The 20,751-nt window shown below is 43.7% G+C and carries 17 protein-coding genes; 5 read left to right on the top strand and 12 right to left on the bottom strand.

All coding sequences use genetic code 11. The features are described 5' to 3' along the window. Positions 1-14: 14 nt before the first annotated feature. From GQF63_RS00960 to GQF63_RS00950, 3 genes are all read right to left on the bottom strand, one after another. A complete protein-coding gene (locus tag GQF63_RS00960) occupies positions 15-1,199 on the bottom strand; it encodes a sensor histidine kinase (protein ID WP_160367223.1) in 1,185 nt (394 codons plus the stop codon). Positions 1,200-1,496: 297 nt separating this feature from the next. After that, a complete protein-coding gene (locus GQF63_RS00955; RefSeq protein WP_160367222.1) occupies positions 1,497-3,422 on the bottom strand; it encodes a fimbrillin family protein in 1,926 nt (641 codons plus the stop codon). Positions 3,423-3,449: 27 nt separating this feature from the next. Further along, positions 3,450-3,635, bottom strand: coding sequence for a hypothetical protein (locus tag GQF63_RS00950; protein WP_160367221.1), 186 nt, complete (start codon positions 3,633-3,635; stop codon positions 3,450-3,452). A 279-nt stretch (positions 3,636-3,914) separates the two neighbouring features. On the opposite strand from GQF63_RS00950, the gene GQF63_RS00945 reads away from it, so the two are divergent. Then, positions 3,915-4,775: a 3-hydroxyacyl-CoA dehydrogenase family protein gene (locus tag GQF63_RS00945; protein WP_160367220.1), complete on the top strand. Its 861-nt coding sequence runs from the start codon at positions 3,915-3,917 to the stop codon at positions 4,773-4,775. Positions 4,776-4,778: 3 nt separating this feature from the next. On the opposite strand, the gene GQF63_RS00940 is transcribed toward GQF63_RS00945, so the two are convergent. The 4 genes from GQF63_RS00940 to GQF63_RS00925 form a co-directional block, all read right to left on the bottom strand. Next, positions 4,779-6,929 carry a right-handed parallel beta-helix repeat-containing protein gene (locus GQF63_RS00940; protein WP_160367219.1) on the bottom strand — a complete coding sequence of 717 codons (2,151 nt, stop codon included), beginning with the start codon at positions 6,927-6,929 and terminating at the stop codon, positions 4,779-4,781. Between the two features lie 636 nt (positions 6,930-7,565). Next, complete coding sequence (locus tag GQF63_RS00935) at positions 7,566-8,441, bottom strand: hypothetical protein (protein ID WP_160367218.1); 876 nt, start codon at positions 8,439-8,441, stop codon at positions 7,566-7,568. Between the two features lie 4 nt (positions 8,442-8,445). Continuing rightward, the gene (locus tag GQF63_RS00930; RefSeq protein ID WP_160367217.1) at positions 8,446-9,468 is read right to left on the bottom strand and encodes a radical SAM protein; all 1,023 of its coding nucleotides are present in this window, start codon (positions 9,466-9,468) and stop codon (positions 8,446-8,448) included. A 51-nt stretch (positions 9,469-9,519) separates the two neighbouring features. Beyond that, complete coding sequence (locus GQF63_RS00925) at positions 9,520-10,017, bottom strand: hypothetical protein (protein WP_160367216.1); 498 nt, start codon at positions 10,015-10,017, stop codon at positions 9,520-9,522. A 289-nt stretch (positions 10,018-10,306) separates the two neighbouring features. Between GQF63_RS00925 and GQF63_RS00920 the strand changes: the two genes are divergently transcribed. Together GQF63_RS00920 and GQF63_RS00915 are read left to right on the top strand one after the other, a co-directional pair. Continuing rightward, the gene (locus tag GQF63_RS00920; RefSeq protein WP_160367215.1) at positions 10,307-11,176 is read left to right on the top strand and encodes a helix-turn-helix domain-containing protein; all 870 of its coding nucleotides are present in this window, start codon (positions 10,307-10,309) and stop codon (positions 11,174-11,176) included. 197 nt (positions 11,177-11,373) lie between these two features. Further along, positions 11,374-12,873, top strand: coding sequence for an acyl-CoA dehydrogenase family protein (locus tag GQF63_RS00915; protein WP_160367214.1), 1,500 nt, complete (start codon positions 11,374-11,376; stop codon positions 12,871-12,873). A 79-nt stretch (positions 12,874-12,952) separates the two neighbouring features. Here GQF63_RS00915 and GQF63_RS00910 read toward each other — a convergent pair whose 3' ends face one another. Then, positions 12,953-13,675 (bottom strand): Tudor-knot domain-containing protein, encoded by a 723-nt coding sequence (locus tag GQF63_RS00910; RefSeq protein WP_160367213.1) that lies wholly within the window; start codon positions 13,673-13,675, stop codon positions 12,953-12,955. Positions 13,676-13,851: 176 nt separating this feature from the next. Between GQF63_RS00910 and GQF63_RS00905 the strand changes: the two genes are divergently transcribed. Continuing rightward, the gene (locus GQF63_RS00905) at positions 13,852-14,808 is read left to right on the top strand and encodes an SGNH/GDSL hydrolase family protein (protein ID WP_160367212.1); all 957 of its coding nucleotides are present in this window, start codon (positions 13,852-13,854) and stop codon (positions 14,806-14,808) included. Positions 14,809-14,823: 15 nt separating this feature from the next. Here the strand turns inward: GQF63_RS00905 and GQF63_RS00900 are convergent, their stop codons facing one another. From GQF63_RS00900 to GQF63_RS00885, 4 genes are all read right to left on the bottom strand, one after another. Then, entirely contained in the window at positions 14,824-15,240 is a 417-nt protein-coding gene (locus GQF63_RS00900; protein ID WP_160367211.1) for an EamA family transporter, read from the bottom strand. 7 nt (positions 15,241-15,247) lie between these two features. Continuing rightward, the gene (locus tag GQF63_RS00895; protein ID WP_246163185.1) at positions 15,248-16,039 is read right to left on the bottom strand and encodes a phosphatase PAP2 family protein; all 792 of its coding nucleotides are present in this window, start codon (positions 16,037-16,039) and stop codon (positions 15,248-15,250) included. A 71-nt stretch (positions 16,040-16,110) separates the two neighbouring features. Beyond that, positions 16,111-17,838, bottom strand: coding sequence for an ABC transporter ATP-binding protein (locus GQF63_RS00890; RefSeq protein WP_160367210.1), 1,728 nt, complete (start codon positions 17,836-17,838; stop codon positions 16,111-16,113). A gap of 22 nt (positions 17,839-17,860) precedes the next feature. Next, on the bottom strand, positions 17,861-19,612 hold the full coding sequence (locus GQF63_RS00885) for an ABC transporter ATP-binding protein (protein ID WP_212592421.1): 1,752 nt from the start codon (positions 19,610-19,612) through the stop codon (positions 17,861-17,863). A 136-nt stretch (positions 19,613-19,748) separates the two neighbouring features. Between GQF63_RS00885 and GQF63_RS00880 the strand changes: the two genes are divergently transcribed. Then, on the top strand, positions 19,749-20,729 hold the full coding sequence (locus GQF63_RS00880) for a helix-turn-helix transcriptional regulator (RefSeq protein WP_160367209.1): 981 nt from the start codon (positions 19,749-19,751) through the stop codon (positions 20,727-20,729). Positions 20,730-20,751: the final 22 nt, after the last annotated feature.

Raw genomic sequence — 20,751 nt, 5'->3', positions numbered from 1 at the left:
AGCAGCCACGGTACTTACAGGGGGCTATGCGGCATATAAATAGTCATGCTGGTGCCCTGGTTAAGGCTGCTTTCCGCCACAATAGCACCTTTATTAGCCTTTAATAAGCGCTTTACCAGCACCAGGCCTAATCCGGAACCGCGTTCACCAGACGTTCCAAAACGAGGCTGGTTAAATCGACTGAAAATGCCATCCAGTACCTCCTGCGGAATTCCCAAGCCTTGATCGCTCACTTTATATTGAATTTCCTTGCCTGTTGATCTGGCGCAAATGCTAATTGTACTGTTCGGGAAACTAAACTTCCAGGCATTGTCCAATATATTCCGAAAGACAATACCCATATGAACGGGGTCAGCATAGATGTTAAACTCTATGGGGATATCCAGATCAAAACGTATATTTTTGAGGATATAGCGGTCCTCCACCGAGTCGATGATGGCTTGCGAGAAGGAGGCCAAGTTAATTCGCTGTGGCTGCGGCTGCAGGCCTTCCAAATTATGGCGACTCCATTCTAATATACCCTTTAAATTATCTTGTAAAGCAAAAACCTGACGGGAGATCTGTTCAATGCCGATTTCTTTTTCTTCCCCTTGCAGTTCCTTCTTTTTAATTTTATCTAGCACATAATGGCTGGACTGAAGCGGGGAGAGGAAGTCGTGCGCTATCACCGCGAATAGATTTTTTAAGTCGTTATTTAAGCCCGTAATATAGCTGTTCTGTTTGACGATTTTCTTTTGGTATTGCCGTTGAATGTATTGAATGTAAATAATTAAGGCACTTAAACAGCAGATGCCGAAAACACTGTTAAAAAGCATACGACCGCCACTTAACTTCACAATATAGGCTACCGGTAGTTGTATGTAATTGGGCGCGGTAATGGCAAGGGACACAAAAATAATTAAAATGAATTGTACCCATCGTGCATGAAAAACCATAAGGCCAGCTGTTAAAGCACATAAGAGATAAAAGGTGGCCACATGCGGAATCAATAAGTTAACTACCGCACATAAACTTAATAAGCTGAATAACAACCACAGTTTAGCAAACATATACTTCTTGCGCGCATTCAACAAAAAAACAACCAATAAGAACCCAATGCTTGCAAAATTAAGGATGCCTACCACCGGGAATTTATTCAGGTTAATAGCCCCATAGATAATCACAATTAGCATACTGAACAGCGTTATGATATTGCTCATACGGAGCTCGTTCCGCTTCAAATAGTCTAATTTGTCGGTATCTCCTATATTTCTAATGTTTTCAAGGAAGGTTATGCAAGCGGTAAAAAGACTACTTAACGTGCGCATACGATTTGGCCATTGAGATTTCCATCGTTCTCAAAAAATTGGAACACCCAAAGTTAGCTTCTTTTTTCCGGACTTTGTAGCGTATTCGCTACAAATAATAAAGGCTAAAATACCGTATAAATACGCGTAAAACCAAAACAAGCACATGGGATAACCATGTGCTTGCTTTGTAGTCTAATTTATTTGTATTTAGTTTTTACGCACGCAGCGAATAGATAAGGCATCAATTTTTTGTAATTTAGCTTCTGAATAGCCTTCGCTTACAGCATTGCTGCCAGATTTATAAACTTTAGCCGAATAAGGCTTGCCGTTAGTAACACTCTTATCAAAAGAAATTTCTAAATACCCATAGGTATTTCCATCTTCTGCCAACCAATAATACGCTTTACCCGTTGAAAGGTTACCTTGTGAATCAAAAGTAGGGGCATCTGTTAATTCGTGCTTTTCTGTAGTAGAATTATATTTTCCATAACCTTTCAATTCAAAAGCCACACGTCCATCGCGTTGAACAGCAGGGTTTAATTCATTGTTGACAATGACAATAGCCGATTTATTATTGACATTCGAGCTTTTATCTATTTGTCCTTGGCCACTGTACTTATTAATATAATCGGCTAATACTTTAGCTTGTGCAAAGGTTGGTAATGCCCATTTATTATTAAGATCACCTCCATTTGGACGAAGACCATCACAAGGATTGCCTTTGGTTTCCGGGGCAGCATTCGTTACGCCCAATGGATAGCTATAGCCTAACTTATAGTAAGTATGCCCGTATTTTGCTTCAAATTGGTTGTAGGAAGCCACAGGAGGGGTATAGCCATAAATCAATAAGCTACTGCCATAATGGTTCGAGTTGGTCACATAATTCCGGTGTTGAAAGCGGGTATACCCATCTAAAGAGGTAAAGCCCTGGCTTTCATCATAGAATAAATCGCCACGCGACCAATTTGTTTTTGTACTTGTTGATGTTTTAGGGAAGGGGATCCCAGAGTCAAAACCAAAGATATCAAAGCGCGTAAAGCGTCCACGTCCTTTACGTACTTTACCGGTGTAGGTTTTATTGAATTTTAAAGGCGCTGAAGGATTATCCTGTATCACCCATATGGATGCATTGATTTTAAAATCAGTTTTATATTCGGTGTCGCCTCCCGGTACGGTATAGAAAAAGCCCTGGTAGGTGGTGGCATTAAAACCGGGTACAAAGGCATAGGTGGAACGTACATTCGCATTCACCACCGAATCAATAGTAGTTTGTTTCTCGAAGCCCAATTGTTTTAAGTTAAATACGCCACGTTCCAACATCTTTGGCGCAGCCTGAATATAGGGTTTATCCGCTTTATTCCCATTGACATAATTGGCTAAATCAGCCTTGCCCGAAAAACCCCCGATGTTAACTTGCACTTGCACCATGGCCATGGCATGCTTAAATTGAATCTTTACTTGCGTATTGTGGATGCCCGGTTTCTGAACTCCTGTTTTAAAAGAACCCGTGGCATAAATAAAGTCTTCATTTTCCACGTTAAATTTTGGATTGGCCAATTGATTCGTTGGAATGGCCGGAAGTGCTTGCTTATTATAATAAGAATAAGCATAATACGTATAATCTGCATTTTGCCAAAGATTAACAGCCTTTGGTGGATTGGCACTGCCAGCTGTACCGTCTACTTGTTCCACAAATTTTCCGGCCGCATTATATACTAAGATTCTATATTTCACGCCGTTCGGTAGGCTTATACTTGGGCCTAAAGTAGCAGCAGGGTTATAATCTGCTGGATATTCTGGTGCCAGGGCCAGGCTATTGTCCAGCTTTTTGCTGTTGCTTTGGCGTGTACTTCCTCTCAATTCGCTGTCGCCTTTTAGGCTAACTTCTTCATTGATAACGTAAAAGTCGCCGCCCTTATCCTTCATGCTTGTTTGGGAGATGGTTTGTCGGCTAAACTGACTTTTTTTATCTTCTAAATTATCATCATAATGTAAGTCGGCCGCTACAGAAAAGGTAACTGCACCTGCCGATTCGCCAACTTGTTCGTTCTTGTCTTTTTGACAGCTGGATGCTTGCGACCCGATTAGGGCAATACACAGCCAGTATAGTATATTGATATGTTTAATTTTCATAGAATTGTGCATGGAGTTAAGAAGGAATTACCAGTTTTCAATATGCCTAGGGAATGGATTTGAATTCATGTCCTCGGCTGTCCAATTGTCCACTTGGGGCGATGTTCCGCCATTTTTATCTGTAAAGGTAGCTGTTGCAGAACCGGTTGCAATTCCCTCCTCCAACTCAATAATGACGAGTTCAATTTTAGGTGATTTGTACTGTTTTTTCATTTTAATAGTTACGTGTGTTTTTCATTATTTTTGGTAGTAATCGTGTGGAATTACCTGCCAAAAAGCCACTTGCAAGTAGATGTTATTACAAGTAAACGGCAGCAAAGGAAAGAAGATAAAAGTGACAACAATCATTTTTATCGTTATATAATTGATTTTGTAGTATATAATCTATACTAGCTAATAAGTACTTGGCGATTTTTAATAAATATTGAAGCATTTCTACAAAAAATCCTTATTTTCAAGTTGCTAAATAATCCATGCATAAACCTGATTCCAATGAAAATTACCGTGCTAGGTGCCGGCACCATGGGCAAGCAGATTGCCCTCTTGTTTGCCCAACATCAAATCCCTACTGTGTTATATGATAACCAAGCAAGTACGCTTGCTCGAATAAAAGAAGAACAGCAAGATTGTCTGCATTTGCAGGTTGAAAATAACTTGATAGCAGCTGTACGCGAAGCGGATCTGATTATTGAAAGCGTATTTGAAGATGTCGCTGTAAAACTGGCTTTATATGAAGAGTTATTGCCGCATGTGCAAGCCCATGCATTATTAGCTTCCAATACCTCATCCCTGGGCTATCAAGCGCTTTCAGTACATCCAGCTATTGAACAACGCTTGTTTTTTATGCATTTTTTTAACCCTGCGGATGTCATTCCTCTGGTTGAAATCTACGCGCCTACACATATCCCTTATTCTGCTTTAAAGGAGGTGCTGCAGCTTTTGGAACACTGTGGTAAGGTGCCGGTTCGTTTAAAGAAAGATGTGCCGGGTTTTATCGCGAATAGGTTGCAGGTTGCCATATTGCGGGAAGCCTTAGCTTTGTTGCAGTCGGAAGTGGCCGAAGCAGCAGATATCGATGTCGCGATGAAATATGGTTTAGGCATTCGCTGGGCCTGTGCTGGTCCTTTTGAAATCTCCGATTTTGGAGGTTTAGATATTTGGAAGAATGTTTTTAATCAGTTGGCGCCTAAGCTGGCGGTGGACCAAAATGGGGCTAGCCTGTTGGCGGCTAAGGTGGCACGCGGCGAATTGGGGTTGAAATCGGGTTCTGGATTTTACCAATATCCATTTCCGGAAGAAAGCTTGGCAACGTATAGGGCCAGGTTAGCAAGCCTGGCCCGTTTAAAATTATAATTGTTAAGGTTTTAGTAAACCGATGCGGTCAAAAGGTATAGTTTTGAATTTCGGTAAGACTTCCTGAATACGAATGCTGTCTTTCAGGTTAAAGTTCTTGTCCTTATAGCTAATAAAGGGATCGCTTTTTTCACTGTCTTTCAAGAAGATCATATTGGAATTGACATAATTGCCGGAGGCAAAATTCTGACATAGAAACGCAATATTATTATCCGAATAATTATAGCGCATCATCGTGCGGCTGGTATCCAGAATTTCATGCAGATCCGGATAGGCATCTTGATAGGCATTGGAAGTAATGTCAACCCTTGTTTTCAATTTATGCTGTAAGTCGGCACCCATTAAGTCGGTATTCCACTTTTCTTCCGTCCAAGGACTATTGCCCAAAGCCTGCTTACAATTGACAAAGATATTGTTGCTAAAGTAGTTATTATAGCCACCATTCACATGCACGGCGCCAAAAGATCCCTTATCTGTTGGGTTTCCGCAGCGATAAAAAATATTACCATATACTTGATGGCCCACGGTTCCATCATCCAGATAAACCGCGCAAACCCGGTTATCCTCATCTTTATAGATGTTTTCAAAATAATTATAGCGGATGGTATTGCCCTGCTCGGCCTGATTTCTACCCGTGTAAATTGCGCCCATATCTGACGCATTCTGGCATACATTTGCTATTTTATTGTATTCAAAAAGCAGGTTGTTACCTTGAAAATAGATACCCATATGTGGGGCATTGTGGATGTAACAATGGCGAACCGATTGCCCAACCCCTGTAACATGTACGCCTGGGGCATAGGTTTTATTAAATAAGTTGAAATTCGAGATTTCACAATTCAGCACCTGATTATTGCCGGGGGTTAGGGTTTTGTTGTTCCCGCCATTCATATAGATGCCCCCGGAACCCATATTATTGATATAACAATTTTCAATGGATACAAAATTGTTCTCATTTTGGTTGGCTAATTCTTTTTTGCCGGCATCGGCATAGGTATCACCCATCGAGATGGCGCGGCCTCCTAGGTTCTCGAAGCGACAACCCTTCACCCGGATATGGCTGACATAGCCCATGTATATCCCCAATCCGCGGGAGTAGGTAAAGCCTATATTTTCAAGTTGCAGGTGTTGAACGCCTTCCATAAAAATAAACGGATCCCCAAACTTCGTCATGCGGATATCGCTATCGCTGTTAAGATCGGCAGTCGGGTATACGAAAAGTCGGTTTTCCTGACGGTCGTAAAAATATTCGCCCGGCTGATCCACTTCCTCCAATACATTATAGACATAGAAGCCCCTGATTTTATGGGAATGTTTCAATCCCCAATTGGATGTATCGGCACTGGAGTGAAAACCATATATATGATGATGATGCGTTTGGATGGTTTTAGCCTGATGGTCTATCTTTTCGAGTTTTATGTTGTCATCCGCATAACCGTAAGCAAAATAGCCATAGATCCATAAATCATCTGTTTGGTTCCATTTTTTAAAGGTATTGAGGTACTTGAATTTGGCCCCCTTGGGATTCGGCACTTTCTCTACCCGAGAGATGGTGCCCGGATCGAGGATATCGCCAATCTTGAGGATGGGTTCGCCGGCATTCGGCCATCGCCCCAGTTCGTAGGCCTGGTTGTCGATAAACAGCATGCTACTTGCTGGGATGATGCTATGCGGATCGTAGCCAAAGCCATGGGGAAATAGACCCTCATCCAATTTACCCTGGCCATCTTCCAAACGAACCGTCTTTACTTTTCCTTTGGCTGCCGGATGGATTCTGCTCCGCCATTTCGCTTCTTTAACATCTGCTAAGTGCGAAGGGTCAATTTTAACACCACCTGTTAGGGTCACCTTCTCCTGCGCATAGGCCGCAATAATGGTAGGTTTATTCGCCGTGCCCGATAGACTTTGGTCTAGACGTATAGATTGATCGATGGCATATTCACCACCACGAAGCGAGATGATAACCTGTTCGTTGGCATGTGTTTTTTTTATGGATTTAAGCTTCTCTACAGCGGCATGTAAGCTGCGTAACGGCCTCTCCATGGTACCCGCCTGCTGGTCATTCCCATCGCTGGCCACAAAGATATGCGTCTGCGCACGAACGCCCATTAAAGAAAGAATAAGGATAAAGCTAATACTGATTTCTTTTAACATAAATGCAATTTTGGTTATACCTAGCGGTGTATTAAAACGGTTTAGTTGATTTATAACCACAATTTACATTTTATTCAGCAAAATAGGGAAGACAAGTGGTAATAATTTCAAAATGAAATCGATGAAGATTTTTGTTAAGGCTTTGTTGCAGCTTTTCATTGCCGTAGTTCAGCCCTCTGCAAAGGGGATTGATACGGGTGAGAAAGGGGTGAGAAAGGGGAGAGCAAGGGGGGAGCACTATAGCAGGTTGCAAATAGTGCTGTCATCGTGTTGTCATCGCCCTGTCATGGAGCTGTCATCGTGAGCGGAGTCGAACGACTGGTACGTCAGTGCAATCACACCTGCTTAACGCATTTATTAATAGTGTTTTGCGGACGTTTGTCATTATTTTATAAGCAATGCCAGCCGTAGTTTGTAAGCAAAGCTTTTTCATATCATCACTTTTCAATAAATTTTGATAATGTTTTTCCTGCTATTAATAAAATGATTATATAACATGTTGTTAATAAATGTGTTAAGCATGTTTGATTGCACTGACGTACCAGTCGTTCGTGGTTCGACTCCGCTCACCATGACAAGGTCATGACAATATAATGACAAAAATGATGAAAACACGATGACAGCACGTTAACAATGCTAAACCTCACAAACACTAGCTTCCAGCATCAACCTATGCAGTTCGCACATGGGTGGCATGCCGGTTAGCCGCTGGGATTGATCTGCCAGTAGCCATTCTGGAATAGTTGGTCCTTTTGCGATAAGTGCTGGAAGATCCAGAGGATATTGTTGGTGTCCGAAGTAGCTGTCTTCCATTTTCGTGTATATGGAGCCTAGTGCAAATTCCTCTAGGCCATACAGGCCAATACAAGGATAGATCAGTCCTTTTTCATCGACCAATATGCGGAAATGGCGACTGCAGGAGGTTACAGGATTGCGGGTGAAGCTTCCTAAGGGTTCTTGGCTCATGGGGTATATGGTAAAGCTATTGGCATTAAAGCATTCTTTCTCCAATAGGTTCAGCGAATCGATATGTTCCATATAGCCTATTAAGCCAATGCTAAGGCCTTTACTGGCCATTTCTTCCAGGAAGGCGGTGTATTCCTTGGCTTTTTCTTGAACCTGTTCGGCCGTTCCATCCATGACAATGCCAATGGAGCTGAGCAGGCATTCATCGAGTAAGGGCTGTAGATCCGATTGTATGGCCATAAAACGGTCGATAGGCAGGGTTAAGGAATAGCCATAGCCTAAAGATTTGGCCAGCCGGGCGACCTGAATAAGCTTGTCGGGGAAAGCCATCACCTCATCGCCTTGCAAGGATATTTCCCGGTTGTATAGGCTATGCATGTTTCTACCTTCATTGATGCCTAAGGCTTCTTGGTAAAAGCTGTGCAGTTGCGTTAGCCATTGCAACATATCGGCAGTTCGGGGAAAATAATCTTGATTCTCCGTATCGATCAGGGGATAGAAATTGATACTTTTAAAGTATTTCAGGGTATCTGTGGCGTTCATCATGGCATTAGGAATTTATCTCCATTAAACTATCGAGGGCGCGTTCAAGCGCATGGTCGAAATAATCGTTGATAATATGGCTGTATGTTTTGTTGGAAAACAGGTGCCAACACAGGGTACATACATTGGCATGTTCTTTTTCATTAAGCTGAATACCGGCTTCCTGCAAAATAGGAATGAAGGCACTTGCGCCATAGAACACCAAGGTACGCAGCATAGGGGAGGCATTCATTTTTTCGGCGATATGCGATATCTTTTGTTCGGCGATATCGCCGAACAGCACATTGTTAGTTTGATCCATGCCTGCGCAGCAAGGGAATACCTTGCCTTTGGCATTGATGGTGAGGTTCAGCGTGGTGTGGCAGCTGCCATATACATTGTCTTCTTTATAAATATCTTCTTTTGGCAAGGTGATGCTGGCTCTGCCAGTCGGAAAAACAGGGCAACAGGAAATGCGATCGACTTTGGCGACGCTTTTCTTGTCGAGCATAGCCAATGCTTCGGCATGCGAGTGCGTTTTGGTGGCCAAGAGGCGTAAGTTGGTTTCAATGCCGGCATGGTGGCACGCTTCTATGCAATTATTTACCGCTTCCGGCGGAATGTGTTCCAAATGCCAGTAGTCCCAGCTGATTTCCATACTGGTTAATCCGGCATCGCGCAATCGTTCGGCCGTGCCAATTCCTTTAATGAAATTGCGCGCCCAATAGCCATTGGAAACGGCGGTGATATCTTCAAAGCCTACCTTCCGGGCATGGTCGAACAGCAGGATGGCGTCTTCTAATTTCAGGAATGTTTCGCCTCCGGAGAGGTGAAAGCGCTTGGTGAGGGATGGAATATGCATTGCATCGGTCAATACCTCCATCAGCAAGGCGCTGTCGATGGCGTGGTCACCAAGCTGATCAGAACCTTTGGGACCTGCACTTTGGTAGCACATGCCACATTTGGCATTGCAGCGTGAGGTATTTTCTACCACCAAGGCCGAATAGGTGATGGGCATATGCATTAAAGCAAATAAGGTTGAACTTTCCATAATGTAGATCATTTAAGAGGACATTGAACTTGGGCAATGTCCTCTATTAGTTTAAAATGGCCGAATGTTTTTCATGCGGTTCACGACATCCATTCGTAATCTCGAATTGGAGAATCGCGGGTCATTGATGACCCTGTCTTTGGTTACCGCTGTTACGGCTTGCACTACAGATGCTGCAGCGGCAACTACGGCAGCAATAGCCGCCACCGCCGCTGGCCAGGCTACGGTGCCGGGGCCACGTAGTCTTAACTGGCTGCGGATGTCTTGCAGATGCGCAATAGCGTCTTTTCCATATTTGGAAACGTCGGCTTTAATTGCTGCATCGAACATCACAGTTCGTTGCACTTGCTGAACCACTTTAGGGTCGAGCACAATCGGTGGGTTTTGCTTTTCAGTAAAAGCCGCTGGGTCTTTTACGAAGGCATCATACTCCTTTTGGTTGAGCATAATCTTCTTTAAAAAGCTAATTTGATCGGCAGGCGGAGATGTTTTTCCGCGAATGAGCGATTGAATGTCTCTGCGGATCAAGGTTAAATCTTTATCTGACATGAGCACATTAATTATTGGTTATACCTACTCTATACGGTTTTCGGCTTCCCCGTTGTTTTTGTGATTGGTAGATTCGTTTTTTCGCTTGTCTATAGGTGGTGAAATAAAGGTAATGCATTTGTAATAAGTGGATTATATCACTTATTGAAGCTGGGTTTTGAATGATTGGATAGTGCGTTTTAATGAGTGAAGCGGCTGGGCTTAAAAATGAAGAAGCGATTTCCTGGCCTTGCGTTTGAACCTCGATGGAATTCTTAGTAGGTTTGTAAGACAAGTGGTAATTACAGCAATGGATAAGAATAAAATAGACGCGGATGAATTCGTGGCCAAATTTATGGATCGGGGCTTAAAGCACCTGACCTATATCCATACGCCTATTAAAATTTTCTCCTTGCGGGATATTGCTCCTTACCTGAAAACGCCCATTCCGCCGATTTTCTTTGGCTATAACCTCTTGATTCATATTACCGATGGTCATTTCCGGCATCAGCTCGAATCCACCACCTATATGGTGGAAGCACCTGCTGTGATGATTAGCCATTATGGTACTATTTCTGCCATTGATTCCGTGGATAAATCGGCACAGGGCTATTGTATCCTGATTAAGGAGCAAGCCATGACCTCCATTTTCCGGGAACAAGAAATCTTGAATATCTTTACCATATCGCCCCTGTTAAATCTGAAGAGGAAAGATTCTAACGACCTAAATACCCTATTGGATTTATTATATAAAGAAATCTATTCTGAAAATCCTTATACCGAATATTATGAGAGTATTTTTAAGACAGCCATTTTAAAAATTATTAAACTTTCTGATGCCAATAAATCTTTGCCCCGCCGACAGGAAATTGCTATCGCTTTTAAGCAGTTGGTGCACCTGCATGTGAACCAGGAAAAAAGCCTTCAATTTTATGCCGATAAGCTGGCTGTTTCGGTGAATTACCTCAATCGATGTGTGTCTACCGTGTACAAGAAGTCCTCAAAGCAACTTTTGATGGAGGTGGCGATTATCCATAGCCAACTGCTGCTATTAGAAACCAACAAGACCGTTTCAAGTATCGCTTATGAGCTTGATTTTGAGGATCCTTCTTATTTTTCGCGTATCTTTAAAAAAATAGTAGGCTTAAGCCCTTTGGCCTATCGAAAAGCAGGAAAATAAAAGCTGTATTTTAAATATGCACGATTTGTCCTATTTATTGTCAGATTTTACATAGCATGTGTTTCCATAAGTTCCTAATTTTACTTTCGTATCCAGCATGATGTTTTTTGTTGCCATGCTAAGCCCTTATATTTCGGAGAAAGCCTGATTGCAGCAAAAAGATTGTACCTGATGTTTAACAGAAAAATAATAAAAACATGCATAACGTTTTAGACCAAGTAGACTACAATACGTATATCACTTCCTTCAGACAACACCTGAAACACCTGTTTCGGGAGGAATATGACTTTAATGCCCTAAGCTTGCAAAGAGACCTGCCTGCAGATTTCTTGGCCAAGATTATGGATAAAAAACCTTTAGCTGTTGCTATTCCAAAATTGCACGGCGGCCGTGGGGTTCAGGTGAAAGAATGCCTAGGTGTTCTTTCTGCGGCTTCCTACGAATCATTGGCTTTATCGCTGATGTTCGGCATCAACATCGCTCTATTCTTAGAGCCATTGGCTAAGTATGGCAACTTCCCAGTGCAGGAGCGTATTTTCAAGCAATTTTTAGAGCAAAATGCCATGGGAGGCTTGATGATTACGGAAAAGGCCTACGGATCGGATGCCCTGAATATGAAAACCAATTACCAACAAACGGAGCATGGTTATGCGATTCAAGGTGAAAAACACTGGCAGGGCTTAAGTGGTGCTGCCGACTTCTGGTTGGTTACAGCCCGTAAACAGACTCCTACTGGTGAACTTTCTCGTGATATCGATTTCTTTGTAACCGAGAATAGCCATCCGGATCAGCATATTCCGATGGTAGAACGTTATAATAACTTTGGCTTATTTGCCATTCCATATGGTATCAATAAGATTGACGTGCAGGTTCCGGAAGAGCAGAAATTGCAACCGGAGAGTACCGGCATTAAATTGATGCTGGATATGTTGCACCGTAGCCGTTTGCAATTCCCAGGCATGGGCTTAGGTTTTATTAAGCGCCTGATGGACGAGTCTTTGCAACACTGCCAGCAACGCATGGTTGGTGGCGCGCCTTTATTGAATGTTGACTCGGTAAAATACCAATTAGCACGTATTCAAGCGGCCTTTACCTTATGTTCCGGCATGTGTGCTTTTAGTGTGCAGACCAGTGGTATTGAGCATGACTTAGCAACGATGAGCATTGAGGCCAATTCATTAAAAGCATTAGTAACCGATTTAATGCAGGAATCTGCACAGATTAGCTTGCAATTAGCGGGTGCTAATGGCTATCGCTTAGATCATTTAGCAGGTCGTGCAGTTATTGATAGCCGTCCGTTCCAGATTTTTGAAGGGTCGAACGAAATGCTGTATGCGCAAATTGCGGAGGGCGTGTTGAAGTTGATGCGTAAAGCAAAAGAAACGAATTTATTGGCTTTCTTAAAGCAATACAACCGCACCAACCTAAGCGTTCCTTATTTTGCGGCTCAGGTTGACTTTAATGTCGAAACGGGCGTAGCGCAGCGCGATTTAGTGACCTTGGGAAGAATGTTTGCACGGATGATCTGTTTCCAATTTGTATTGGAAATGGAAGGATTTAACGCCGACTTGGTGGAACTAACCCGTCAGCATATGCAGATGGATCTGATTATGTTTGCAGGGCAGTATGCCTCGAAAAATCATGCAAATCCGATCGTTCAATACGAAGATCAATCGGATTGGATGAATTTTATCTAAGAACTCCTTATTCGGCTGATTGCCGATAGTACCTATAAAAAAGGGCCATTTTGTTTTGCGAAATGGCCCTTTTTACTATTTAGCGTTTTTTAATGCGGTCGGCTGTCACCCATTCATCATACAAGGATCCCCAACCGGTGTAAGTTACCTTGTATTTAGGGGCATTGATTTCTATAATTTGCGCTTTATACCATGCACCTGACCAAAGCACTTCCACATTTTCTTTCAGCTTGAAGGCGGCTTGTTTGCTTTTTCCGTTTTTTGTAGGCTGCTTCTCGCTTGTCGGCTTGTCGGCTTGCGGCTGCGTCTTCACTGCAGTAGGATAGCCGGGTTTTGCGGGCGCTACAGCAATGGTTTCCTGCGTCGGCAGCTTTTCTGCGGCTGTCGTCTTTCCGTTTCCTATTCGGGTTCCTGTGGCAGCATGACCTCCCACTTCCCCAAAGAGGATGATCAGCGCGTCCGCACTTTCCTTATACCAAAAATCGTAACTGTTTTTGCGGAGGTCCAGAATGCGGAAGTAGCGTTTTCCCTCCTCCTCATACCAGGGGCGAACCTCTTCAATTTTATGGCTGTATTTCCCCCAGCGGTAGGTGCCATCTTTGTCGATTTGTAACTGGCTCATAGCCGATCCGGGTTGATACCGTTGATATACTTCGGCCCCTTTGGCTTCGTAGGTAATAGCACCCGGAATCCAGACATCCCAGGTTCCGAGGATAGCATTTGGTAGGTTTATTGCTCCAGTTTGCCCATACAACGAAACTGCAGCCCATAGCCACAGCCAGGTTAATAGTTTTGCTTTCATAGGTTTGATTTATAATGGTTTATAATAAAATAAGTGAATGTAGTTAAGATTTTAGATATATTGAAATTCAATATAAAAAATACCCCAATGGAGGGATAAATTATGTCGCGACGTTTGAATTAAAATAGAGGAATGCTTACCTTAATGCGAATTGTTCACCGAAACCTTGCTTTGCTATGAAACCCATCGTCTTGTTTATCACCTGCCTGCTATCCTGTTTACTACTGCGGGCGCAGCATACCGGACATCCGGCTGTTCTGCAGACCCCTGAAAAAAGAAACGTTTTATTTTTGGGGAATAGCATTACCTATGCGGGGATGTATGTAGCGATGTTGGAAAGCCTGCATGTGTATCAAGGTGCAGAATCGCGTGCTGAATACCTGAACCTCGGGCTTCCTAGTGAAACTGTTTCAGGCTTGACGGAGCCGGGGCATGCGGACGGGAAATTTCCGCGGCCTGATTTATTCGAGCGTTTAGATCGGGTTTTGCAACAGGTGAAACCTAGCTTGGTCTTTGTATGCTATGGTATGAACGATGGCATTTACAAGCCCTTTGAGGAGCAGCGCTTTGCTGCTTACCAAGAAGGGATAAAGAAGCTGGCGGCGAAGCTGAAGGAGGCCGGCGTGGAACGCGTGGTTTGGTTGACTCCGCCAGTGCACGATGATCTGAAAACTCGCTTGAAGGGTTATAATCTTGTCTTAGATCGGTATGCGACTTGGTTAAAAGCCTATGCTGCGCAAGAAGAGTGGACATTGGTTGATTTACATTTTCCGATGAAAGCCTATTTGGAACGGCAAATTCAACAAGATTCCGACTTCCGTTTGGCGACCGATGGCATACATCCGGGGCTAGAAGGGCACTGGCTTATGGCTAAGGAAATATACTTGCAGATTCATCCTGATTTTGTGGCCTATGACACCTGGCGTGAAATGCTGGAAAAGTATCCGAAACTGGATGCACTGTATGCCTTGGTTTATAAAAAGCAAAGCTTCTTAAAGGATGCTTGGCTAAGCAAAACCGGACATAAGCGACCGGGCATGGCGAAAGGCTTGCCCTTGGCAGAAGCACAAGCAGCTGCCCAGCAAGTGCAGGAGGAAATACTGGCTTTGCAGCAAGCACTTCGTAAAAAATAAAATATTGGGGCTGGCTTATTTGATGGCCAGTACCAAAGAGCCAAGAATAATCAGGGAGGCGCCGATGGCGGTTTTCCAGCTTAAAGATTCTTTAAGAAAGATGACCGAAAGGATGATTACCAAGGCTACGCTGAGCTTGTCGATGGCTGCCACTTGCGAAACTTTCCCTAATTGCAGGGCTTTAAAATAAAATAGCCAGGATAAGCCTGTTGCGATGCCCGAGAAGATTAAAAAGAGCCATTGTTGCTTTGGGATTTGTCCAAGCTCTTTAGCTTCACCTTTGGCAAGCACAATGGTCCAGATTAATAAGAGGATGACGATGGTGCGAATGGCAGTTGCCAGGTTACTGTTAATTTGTGCAACACCAAGCTTAGCGAAAATGGCTGTTAATGCAGCAAACAGGGCGGATAATAAGGCGTAAAAGATCCACATAATATTTCTAAAACTGACTAACGAGGCTCAATCCTACAGCTTTATCGTGATAATAAGGCAACAACAAGTTGGAGGAGTGGGGGTGTTTTGTAAACAAAAGTCTGTTTAATTTTGGATAAGTCCAATAAGCTAACTCCGTGGAAAGTATCCCAAAGCCTGCGCCCGCTACGACATCATTGACCCAATGCCGATCATTCAGGGTGCGGTATACGCCAGTGAATAGAGCAAATGAATAGCCGGATATGCTAAGCCAGAAGTTATGGTCTTTATATTCCCGAAACATAAACTGCGCAGAGGAAAAGGCCGTTGCAGTATGTCCTGAAGGAAAGGATAGGCTATTAGAACCGTCGGGTCGCTCTTCCCGAATCAGGTGTTTTAGCGGTGTTACCAAAGCAGCACTAATCAGTTGAGAGCTAGCATAGATTATACTACGATCTCGTAGATTATGTTCCCCCTTCACGCCGAAGGCATTTAAGCCGTATACCATCAGGGCCGGTGCATATTGGGTGTAATTGTCCCATTGTACATGGTCTGGCTGGTGCTCGTAGATTTCGTATTGGGTGGAAGTGTTTAGCTCCTTTAGGGCAGGATTATTTAAACTAACAATGCCATAGGTGATAAAAACGACGGGAGCAATCAAGTGGAGATAGGGAATGGGCTGCGGAGCAAGGTGCTGTTGCGCAAGGCTATCGCTGCTATTTATGCGCTTTTTCGTGCTGTCGCCGGCTAAGGGAGATGCTGCATGCACATGGAAACTGAACATCAAGATAAAGAGCAGCAAGATGGATATAGCTTTCATAGACAGCCGTTAATCTAAGGTGATTATATTTTATTAAATATAAGAGAATTAACGGCGTGTTTTCTTACTTATTATGTTTTAGCCATTTTCCAACCTCCTGTTTGTTGTTGAATATGCCACATATTGCTGTAGATTCCTTGCTGCTGAAGCAATTCCGTATGCTTTCCTTTTTCGGCAATCATACCCTTGTCGAGGACGATGATTTGATCGGCTTGTTGGATGGTCGATAGCTTATGGGCAATGACGAGTACTGTTTTCGACTTAACCAATTCTTGAATGGCCTGTTGGATGTAGATTTCATTCTCGGGATCTAAACTGGCGGTTGCTTCATCTAGAATGACAATAGGTGCATCTTTTAACAGGGCGCGCGCAATGCTGATGCGTTGTTTCTGTCCGCCGGAGAGTTTGCTTCCGCCTTCCCCGACCAAGCTGTCTATCCCTTCAGGCAAATCCCATAGAAAATCCAATACTTGGGCCTTTTCCGCTGCCGCAATAATTTCTTCCTTGCTGGCTCCGGGTCTTCCGATTTTAATGTTATTGTAGATGCTATCATCAAAGAGGTAAACCTCTTGAAATACCTCGCTGATGAAGCTGTAGAATTTATCTTGATTGATCTGTCGGATATCAACATTTCCAATCTTTATACTTCCGGTTTGCACATCCCAAAAGCGGGCGAGCAGGGAGGCTAGGGTTGTTTTTCCGGATCCTGAATGCCCCACCAAGGCGCACATGCTGCGCTCGGGGATGCTGAAGTTGATGTCTTTGAGATTGAGGGTATCTAAATAACCAAAACTAACTTGGTCGAATTGAATGCTGTAATTTCGGGGTATTTCGTTCTCTGTTGTTTCCATGGTTGGCTCCTTCAAGATGGCCAGTACCCGGTCGAGACTTTCGTTCATAAAGCGCAAGACTAAATAATCGACCATCACGATTTTTAGCGGGCCATACAGGTTGTATCCTAAAATAAGAAAGGTGATGAGGACAGGAATACTGATGGTTTGCCCCTGTAAATAATATAATCCTAAGGCGAGCATGGCCAGGAATCCGATTTCAAAGAGGATGGCACTCATTAAGATCATGGGGCCGGGGAGGGCTTCCAGTTGGATGCTTTTCTTTCGTAAATCCTGGAAGGCGCGTTCTAGTCTTTCGTGTTTAGCACCTGTAAGTCCATAGGACTTGAGGTGACGGATGCCCTGTAGATATTCTAAAAATAAAGCACCGACCTGGTTTCTGGCTTCAATCTTTTTCTTGCCAAATTTTCGGACGACATAATTGGCGGCCTGCAGGAAGGGGTAGATTAAAGGGAGCACAGCGAGCAGACATAGGGTCAGGCGCCAATCGTAAATAAAAAGGAAGCCCGAGAGGGCGACCGTTCCAAAGATGGCGGTGGTTAAATTGCCAAAGCTATGACCAAATATTCCTTCGAAGTTGGACACATCTTGCAGTACAATGGAGGCTATTTCTCCGGGATCTTTCTTTTTAAAAAAGCCCAGGGAAAAACGTTGGATTCTATTGCCCAGCTTAATGCGAAGCTTGCTGGAGAGGTCGTATACGAGTTCATTATTGAGGATTAGGCTACGCAAAGCAATGAAGAGCTGCAAAAGCAGCATAAGCAACATGAAGCCTACCACCATTCCTATTTTCTGTATATTGGGTTGGGGTGCAAAGAGTTCCCAAATGATGATTAAGAGGATGCCCGAAGGACAGGCGATCAGGACGCTATGGGCTATTTCCCACAAGATAACTTTCTTTGTGGCTTTGGGATTGAGGGAGGTTACTTCTTTTAAATTCTGAATCATGTGATACGGCTATTGGATGGTTTTAGAGGATAAATTCTTTGGCTCTGGTATGCGCATTCCACATACGCTGGTAGAGTTTACTTTGGAGCAGGAGCGCTGTATGGGTGCCTTGTGCGGAGAGAGCTCCTCGGTCAAATACCAGGATTTGATCAACATCGGTAATGGTGCTAAGCCGATGCGCAATGATGAGTACGGTTTTATTCTGAATCAATCGGCTGAAGGCTTCCTGTATCTTGGCTTCATTTTCAGGGTCGGCAAAGGCTGTTGCTTCATCCAGAATCAAGATAGGCGCATCTTTTAGAATGGCGCGCGCCAATTGGAACCGCTGCTGCTCGCCGCCACTGAGGTGGATGCCTGATTGTCCGAATAGCGTTTGGTAGCCATCAGGTAGACTTACAATAAAATCGTGAATCTGAGCCGCTTTGGCTGCATCTTCTACCTCTTCCTGGGTTTTATCCATACCCATGGCAATGTTATCATATAGGGATTGCTGGAACATAAAGCTATCTTGAAAGACATAGGATACCATTTGCATCAACTGTTCGGTGGGATAGCTTCGGATGTCGATGCCGCCGATGTAGATATTGCCCATACTGCAGTCCCAAAAGCGGGAGAGGAGTTGCGCAATGGTGCTTTTTCCTGCCCCGGAAGGACCTACAATAGCGGTGATACTGTTGGGTTTCACATCGAAGTTTACCTGGCGCAAGACGGGGTTGTTTTCTGTGTAGGCGAAGGAAACATCGATAAAGGAGATGCCGTGGTTGCTGGGTTCTTGCCAGGTTTTACTTTCTTTCAAAGGCGCTATGGCGAGAAGATCGTCAATCTGACTTACTCCTCGATTGATAAGGGATATCTGCATGCTCATGTTAGATAAAACAAGCATGGGTTTGATATAGCCGGTGCCCAAAAGAAGGAAAATAAAGAGGGTGGGCAGACTTAAGCCGCCTTGGAAATACAAGAGCAGGCCTAAGGCCAGGACGGGCAAGGTGGCATTGTTGATAAAGCTCATAAAAACCGCATATATGGGGGAGGAAGTTTTGACCCATTGATTCACAAAGGTTTGGAATCGATAGACCGCTACGCCAAATTTTTCGAAGGTCTCCGCAGATTGTCCGAATACCTTCATCACCGGAATAGCCCGGATGTATTCCACAATGCCGGCATTCATGTTCTCTAAGGATTGGTGATAGTTCTTGATCTGTTCATTTCGCTTGCCACTGTACATCTGTGGGATGAGCAGGAGCAGCAAGGCAAAGGGGACAAAACTGATGGCAGCTAGTCGCCAGTCGGCAGCGAAGAGCAAGCTGATGGTAATCAACGGCAGGGCGATGCCTTTGATAAAGTCTGGGATTTGATGCGCGATAAAGTGTTCGATACGCTCCACATCCTCCGCAAGTAGTTTTTGAAGGGCTCCTGAATTCTTATTGCTTAGGTAGCCCATGGGGAGCAAGCCTACCTTTTTTGCGATAAATTTCCGTAGCTCAGCGAGGATGTCGAAGGCTGCGATGTGCGATAGTATGCCGGATAGAAAATAAAAGATCATGCTGATAATAGCTGCATAAACTGCGTATAGCAGGTAAGTTTCTGCCTGTTGGTAATTGATGCTTGGTTTACTGAGTTCCTGGATAATATAATAGACCATGAGGTAGGGCACTAAGCTGAGTACGGCATGTATCGTAACGGAGATACCGGAGATAATTACCATGACTTTCTTTCTGTTCGCTATCTCCAGCAGTCTGGAAATGCCTGTTTTTCGTTTTTTTGCTTGCTGCATATGCATAATGACGGCTTCTTGTTAAGAATTGTTCTAAATAATTAACATATTTGCGTAAAGCTATTATTAATTCCAAGGGGATGTAGTTGTTTGAGGGAATAAAACATCCGCATTAAGGATTAAATAAATAAGGGGCATGAATTTTCAACTCTATGACTTGCAGGATAACTCGATCGTGATCCAGAAGGAATATCCAGGTTCCTTTCGGGTTAATCAGCCTTTATTGGAGGAGCGTAGCTTTGAAATGAAAAGCCATGGAAGTGAATGGCGCTATCAGGAGCTTTATTTCCATGGTGTGCATATCGGTTTCGGTGATATCCGATTGCGGGAATCCCTTACCCTGGGTTTCAAAAGTGATTTTGAAACGATAGAAATGCACTTCGGATTGAAAGGTTGCAGCAAAGGCTTGATCGATACGATGGACTCGCGGGTTGTTTTTGAGTCTAATAGTCATAATATTATCTATGCCAATCAGGTGGCTGGAGAGATGCATTGGGAGAAGGACTTGGTGCAGTTATGCGAAATCAATATGACAGCAGCCTTTTTTAAGCGGTTTCTTCCCGAAGGATTTGCCGATACAGATCGGTTTAGGAATGCTATGGAAGGTGGGAAATCTAGCCTTTGGAACAAAAGAAACTATCCGATTAATAGACAGATGTATCAACTACTCCATGATATCATGCATTGTGATCGGCAGGGTATGTTTAAGCGTATGTTTTTGGAGGCCAAGGTAATCGAGTTGCTGCTGTTGCAATTGGAGCAGTTTGCAGCAGAGCCTTGGCTGCCGCAGGGCATTAATAAACGCGATGTAGATAAGATCTATGCCGTACGAGAATACATCTGTCATAATTTGTATAAACATAGTTCCCTAATTGATTTGGCTCATATGGCTGGAACAAATGAGTTTGTTTTGAAGAAGGGGTTTAAGGAGCTTTTTGGAACGACGGTGTTTTCCTTCTGGAACGACCTTAAGATGGAGGAAGCAAAGCAGCTCTTGTTAGACCAGGAGCTAAGCATCGCCGAGGTGGCTGATCGGATGGGTTATAAGCATCCCCGGCACTTTTCTACAGCCTTTAAACGTAAGTTCGGGATATTACCTTTGGCCTGGCGACGCTAGAACCTTGGCTGTTTTCTTTTTC

Origin of the sequence: Sphingobacterium humi, assembly GCF_009768885.1 — a bacterium.
Lineage (GTDB): Bacteria > Bacteroidota > Bacteroidia > Sphingobacteriales > Sphingobacteriaceae > Sphingobacterium > Sphingobacterium humi.
This window is presented reverse-complemented; position numbering and strand designations above follow the sequence as displayed.

What these genes read in the sequence shown, in the direction of transcription:
- GQF63_RS00960 (WP_160367223.1), bottom strand. Translation starts at nt 1,199, where the DNA reads ATGAGCAATATCATAACGCTGTTCAGTATGCTAATTGTGATTATCTAT.
- GQF63_RS00955 (WP_160367222.1), bottom strand. Translation starts at nt 3,422, where the DNA reads ATGAAAATTAAACATATCAATATACTATACTGGCTGTGTATTGCCCTA.
- GQF63_RS00950 (WP_160367221.1), bottom strand. Translation starts at nt 3,635, where the DNA reads ATGAAAAAACAGTACAAATCACCTAAAATTGAACTCGTCATTATTGAG.
- GQF63_RS00945 (WP_160367220.1), top strand. Translation starts at nt 3,915, where the DNA reads ATGAAAATTACCGTGCTAGGTGCCGGCACCATGGGCAAGCAGATTGCC.
- GQF63_RS00940 (WP_160367219.1), bottom strand. Translation starts at nt 6,929, where the DNA reads ATGTTAAAAGAAATCAGTATTAGCTTTATCCTTATTCTTTCTTTAATG.
- GQF63_RS00935 (WP_160367218.1), bottom strand. Translation starts at nt 8,441, where the DNA reads ATGATGAACGCCACAGATACCCTGAAATACTTTAAAAGTATCAATTTC.
- GQF63_RS00930 (WP_160367217.1), bottom strand. Translation starts at nt 9,468, where the DNA reads ATGGAAAGTTCAACCTTATTTGCTTTAATGCATATGCCCATCACCTAT.
- GQF63_RS00925 (WP_160367216.1), bottom strand. Translation starts at nt 10,017, where the DNA reads ATGTCAGATAAAGATTTAACCTTGATCCGCAGAGACATTCAATCGCTC.
- GQF63_RS00920 (WP_160367215.1), top strand. Translation starts at nt 10,307, where the DNA reads ATGGATAAGAATAAAATAGACGCGGATGAATTCGTGGCCAAATTTATG.
- GQF63_RS00915 (WP_160367214.1), top strand. Translation starts at nt 11,374, where the DNA reads ATGCATAACGTTTTAGACCAAGTAGACTACAATACGTATATCACTTCC.
- GQF63_RS00910 (WP_160367213.1), bottom strand. Translation starts at nt 13,675, where the DNA reads ATGAAAGCAAAACTATTAACCTGGCTGTGGCTATGGGCTGCAGTTTCG.
- GQF63_RS00905 (WP_160367212.1), top strand. Translation starts at nt 13,852, where the DNA reads ATGAAACCCATCGTCTTGTTTATCACCTGCCTGCTATCCTGTTTACTA.
- GQF63_RS00900 (WP_160367211.1), bottom strand. Translation starts at nt 15,240, where the DNA reads ATGTGGATCTTTTACGCCTTATTATCCGCCCTGTTTGCTGCATTAACA.
- GQF63_RS00895 (WP_246163185.1), bottom strand. Translation starts at nt 16,039, where the DNA reads ATGAAAGCTATATCCATCTTGCTGCTCTTTATCTTGATGTTCAGTTTC.
- GQF63_RS00890 (WP_160367210.1), bottom strand. Translation starts at nt 17,838, where the DNA reads ATGATTCAGAATTTAAAAGAAGTAACCTCCCTCAATCCCAAAGCCACA.
- GQF63_RS00885 (WP_212592421.1), bottom strand. Translation starts at nt 19,612, where the DNA reads ATGCAGCAAGCAAAAAAACGAAAAACAGGCATTTCCAGACTGCTGGAG.
- GQF63_RS00880 (WP_160367209.1), top strand. Translation starts at nt 19,749, where the DNA reads ATGAATTTTCAACTCTATGACTTGCAGGATAACTCGATCGTGATCCAG.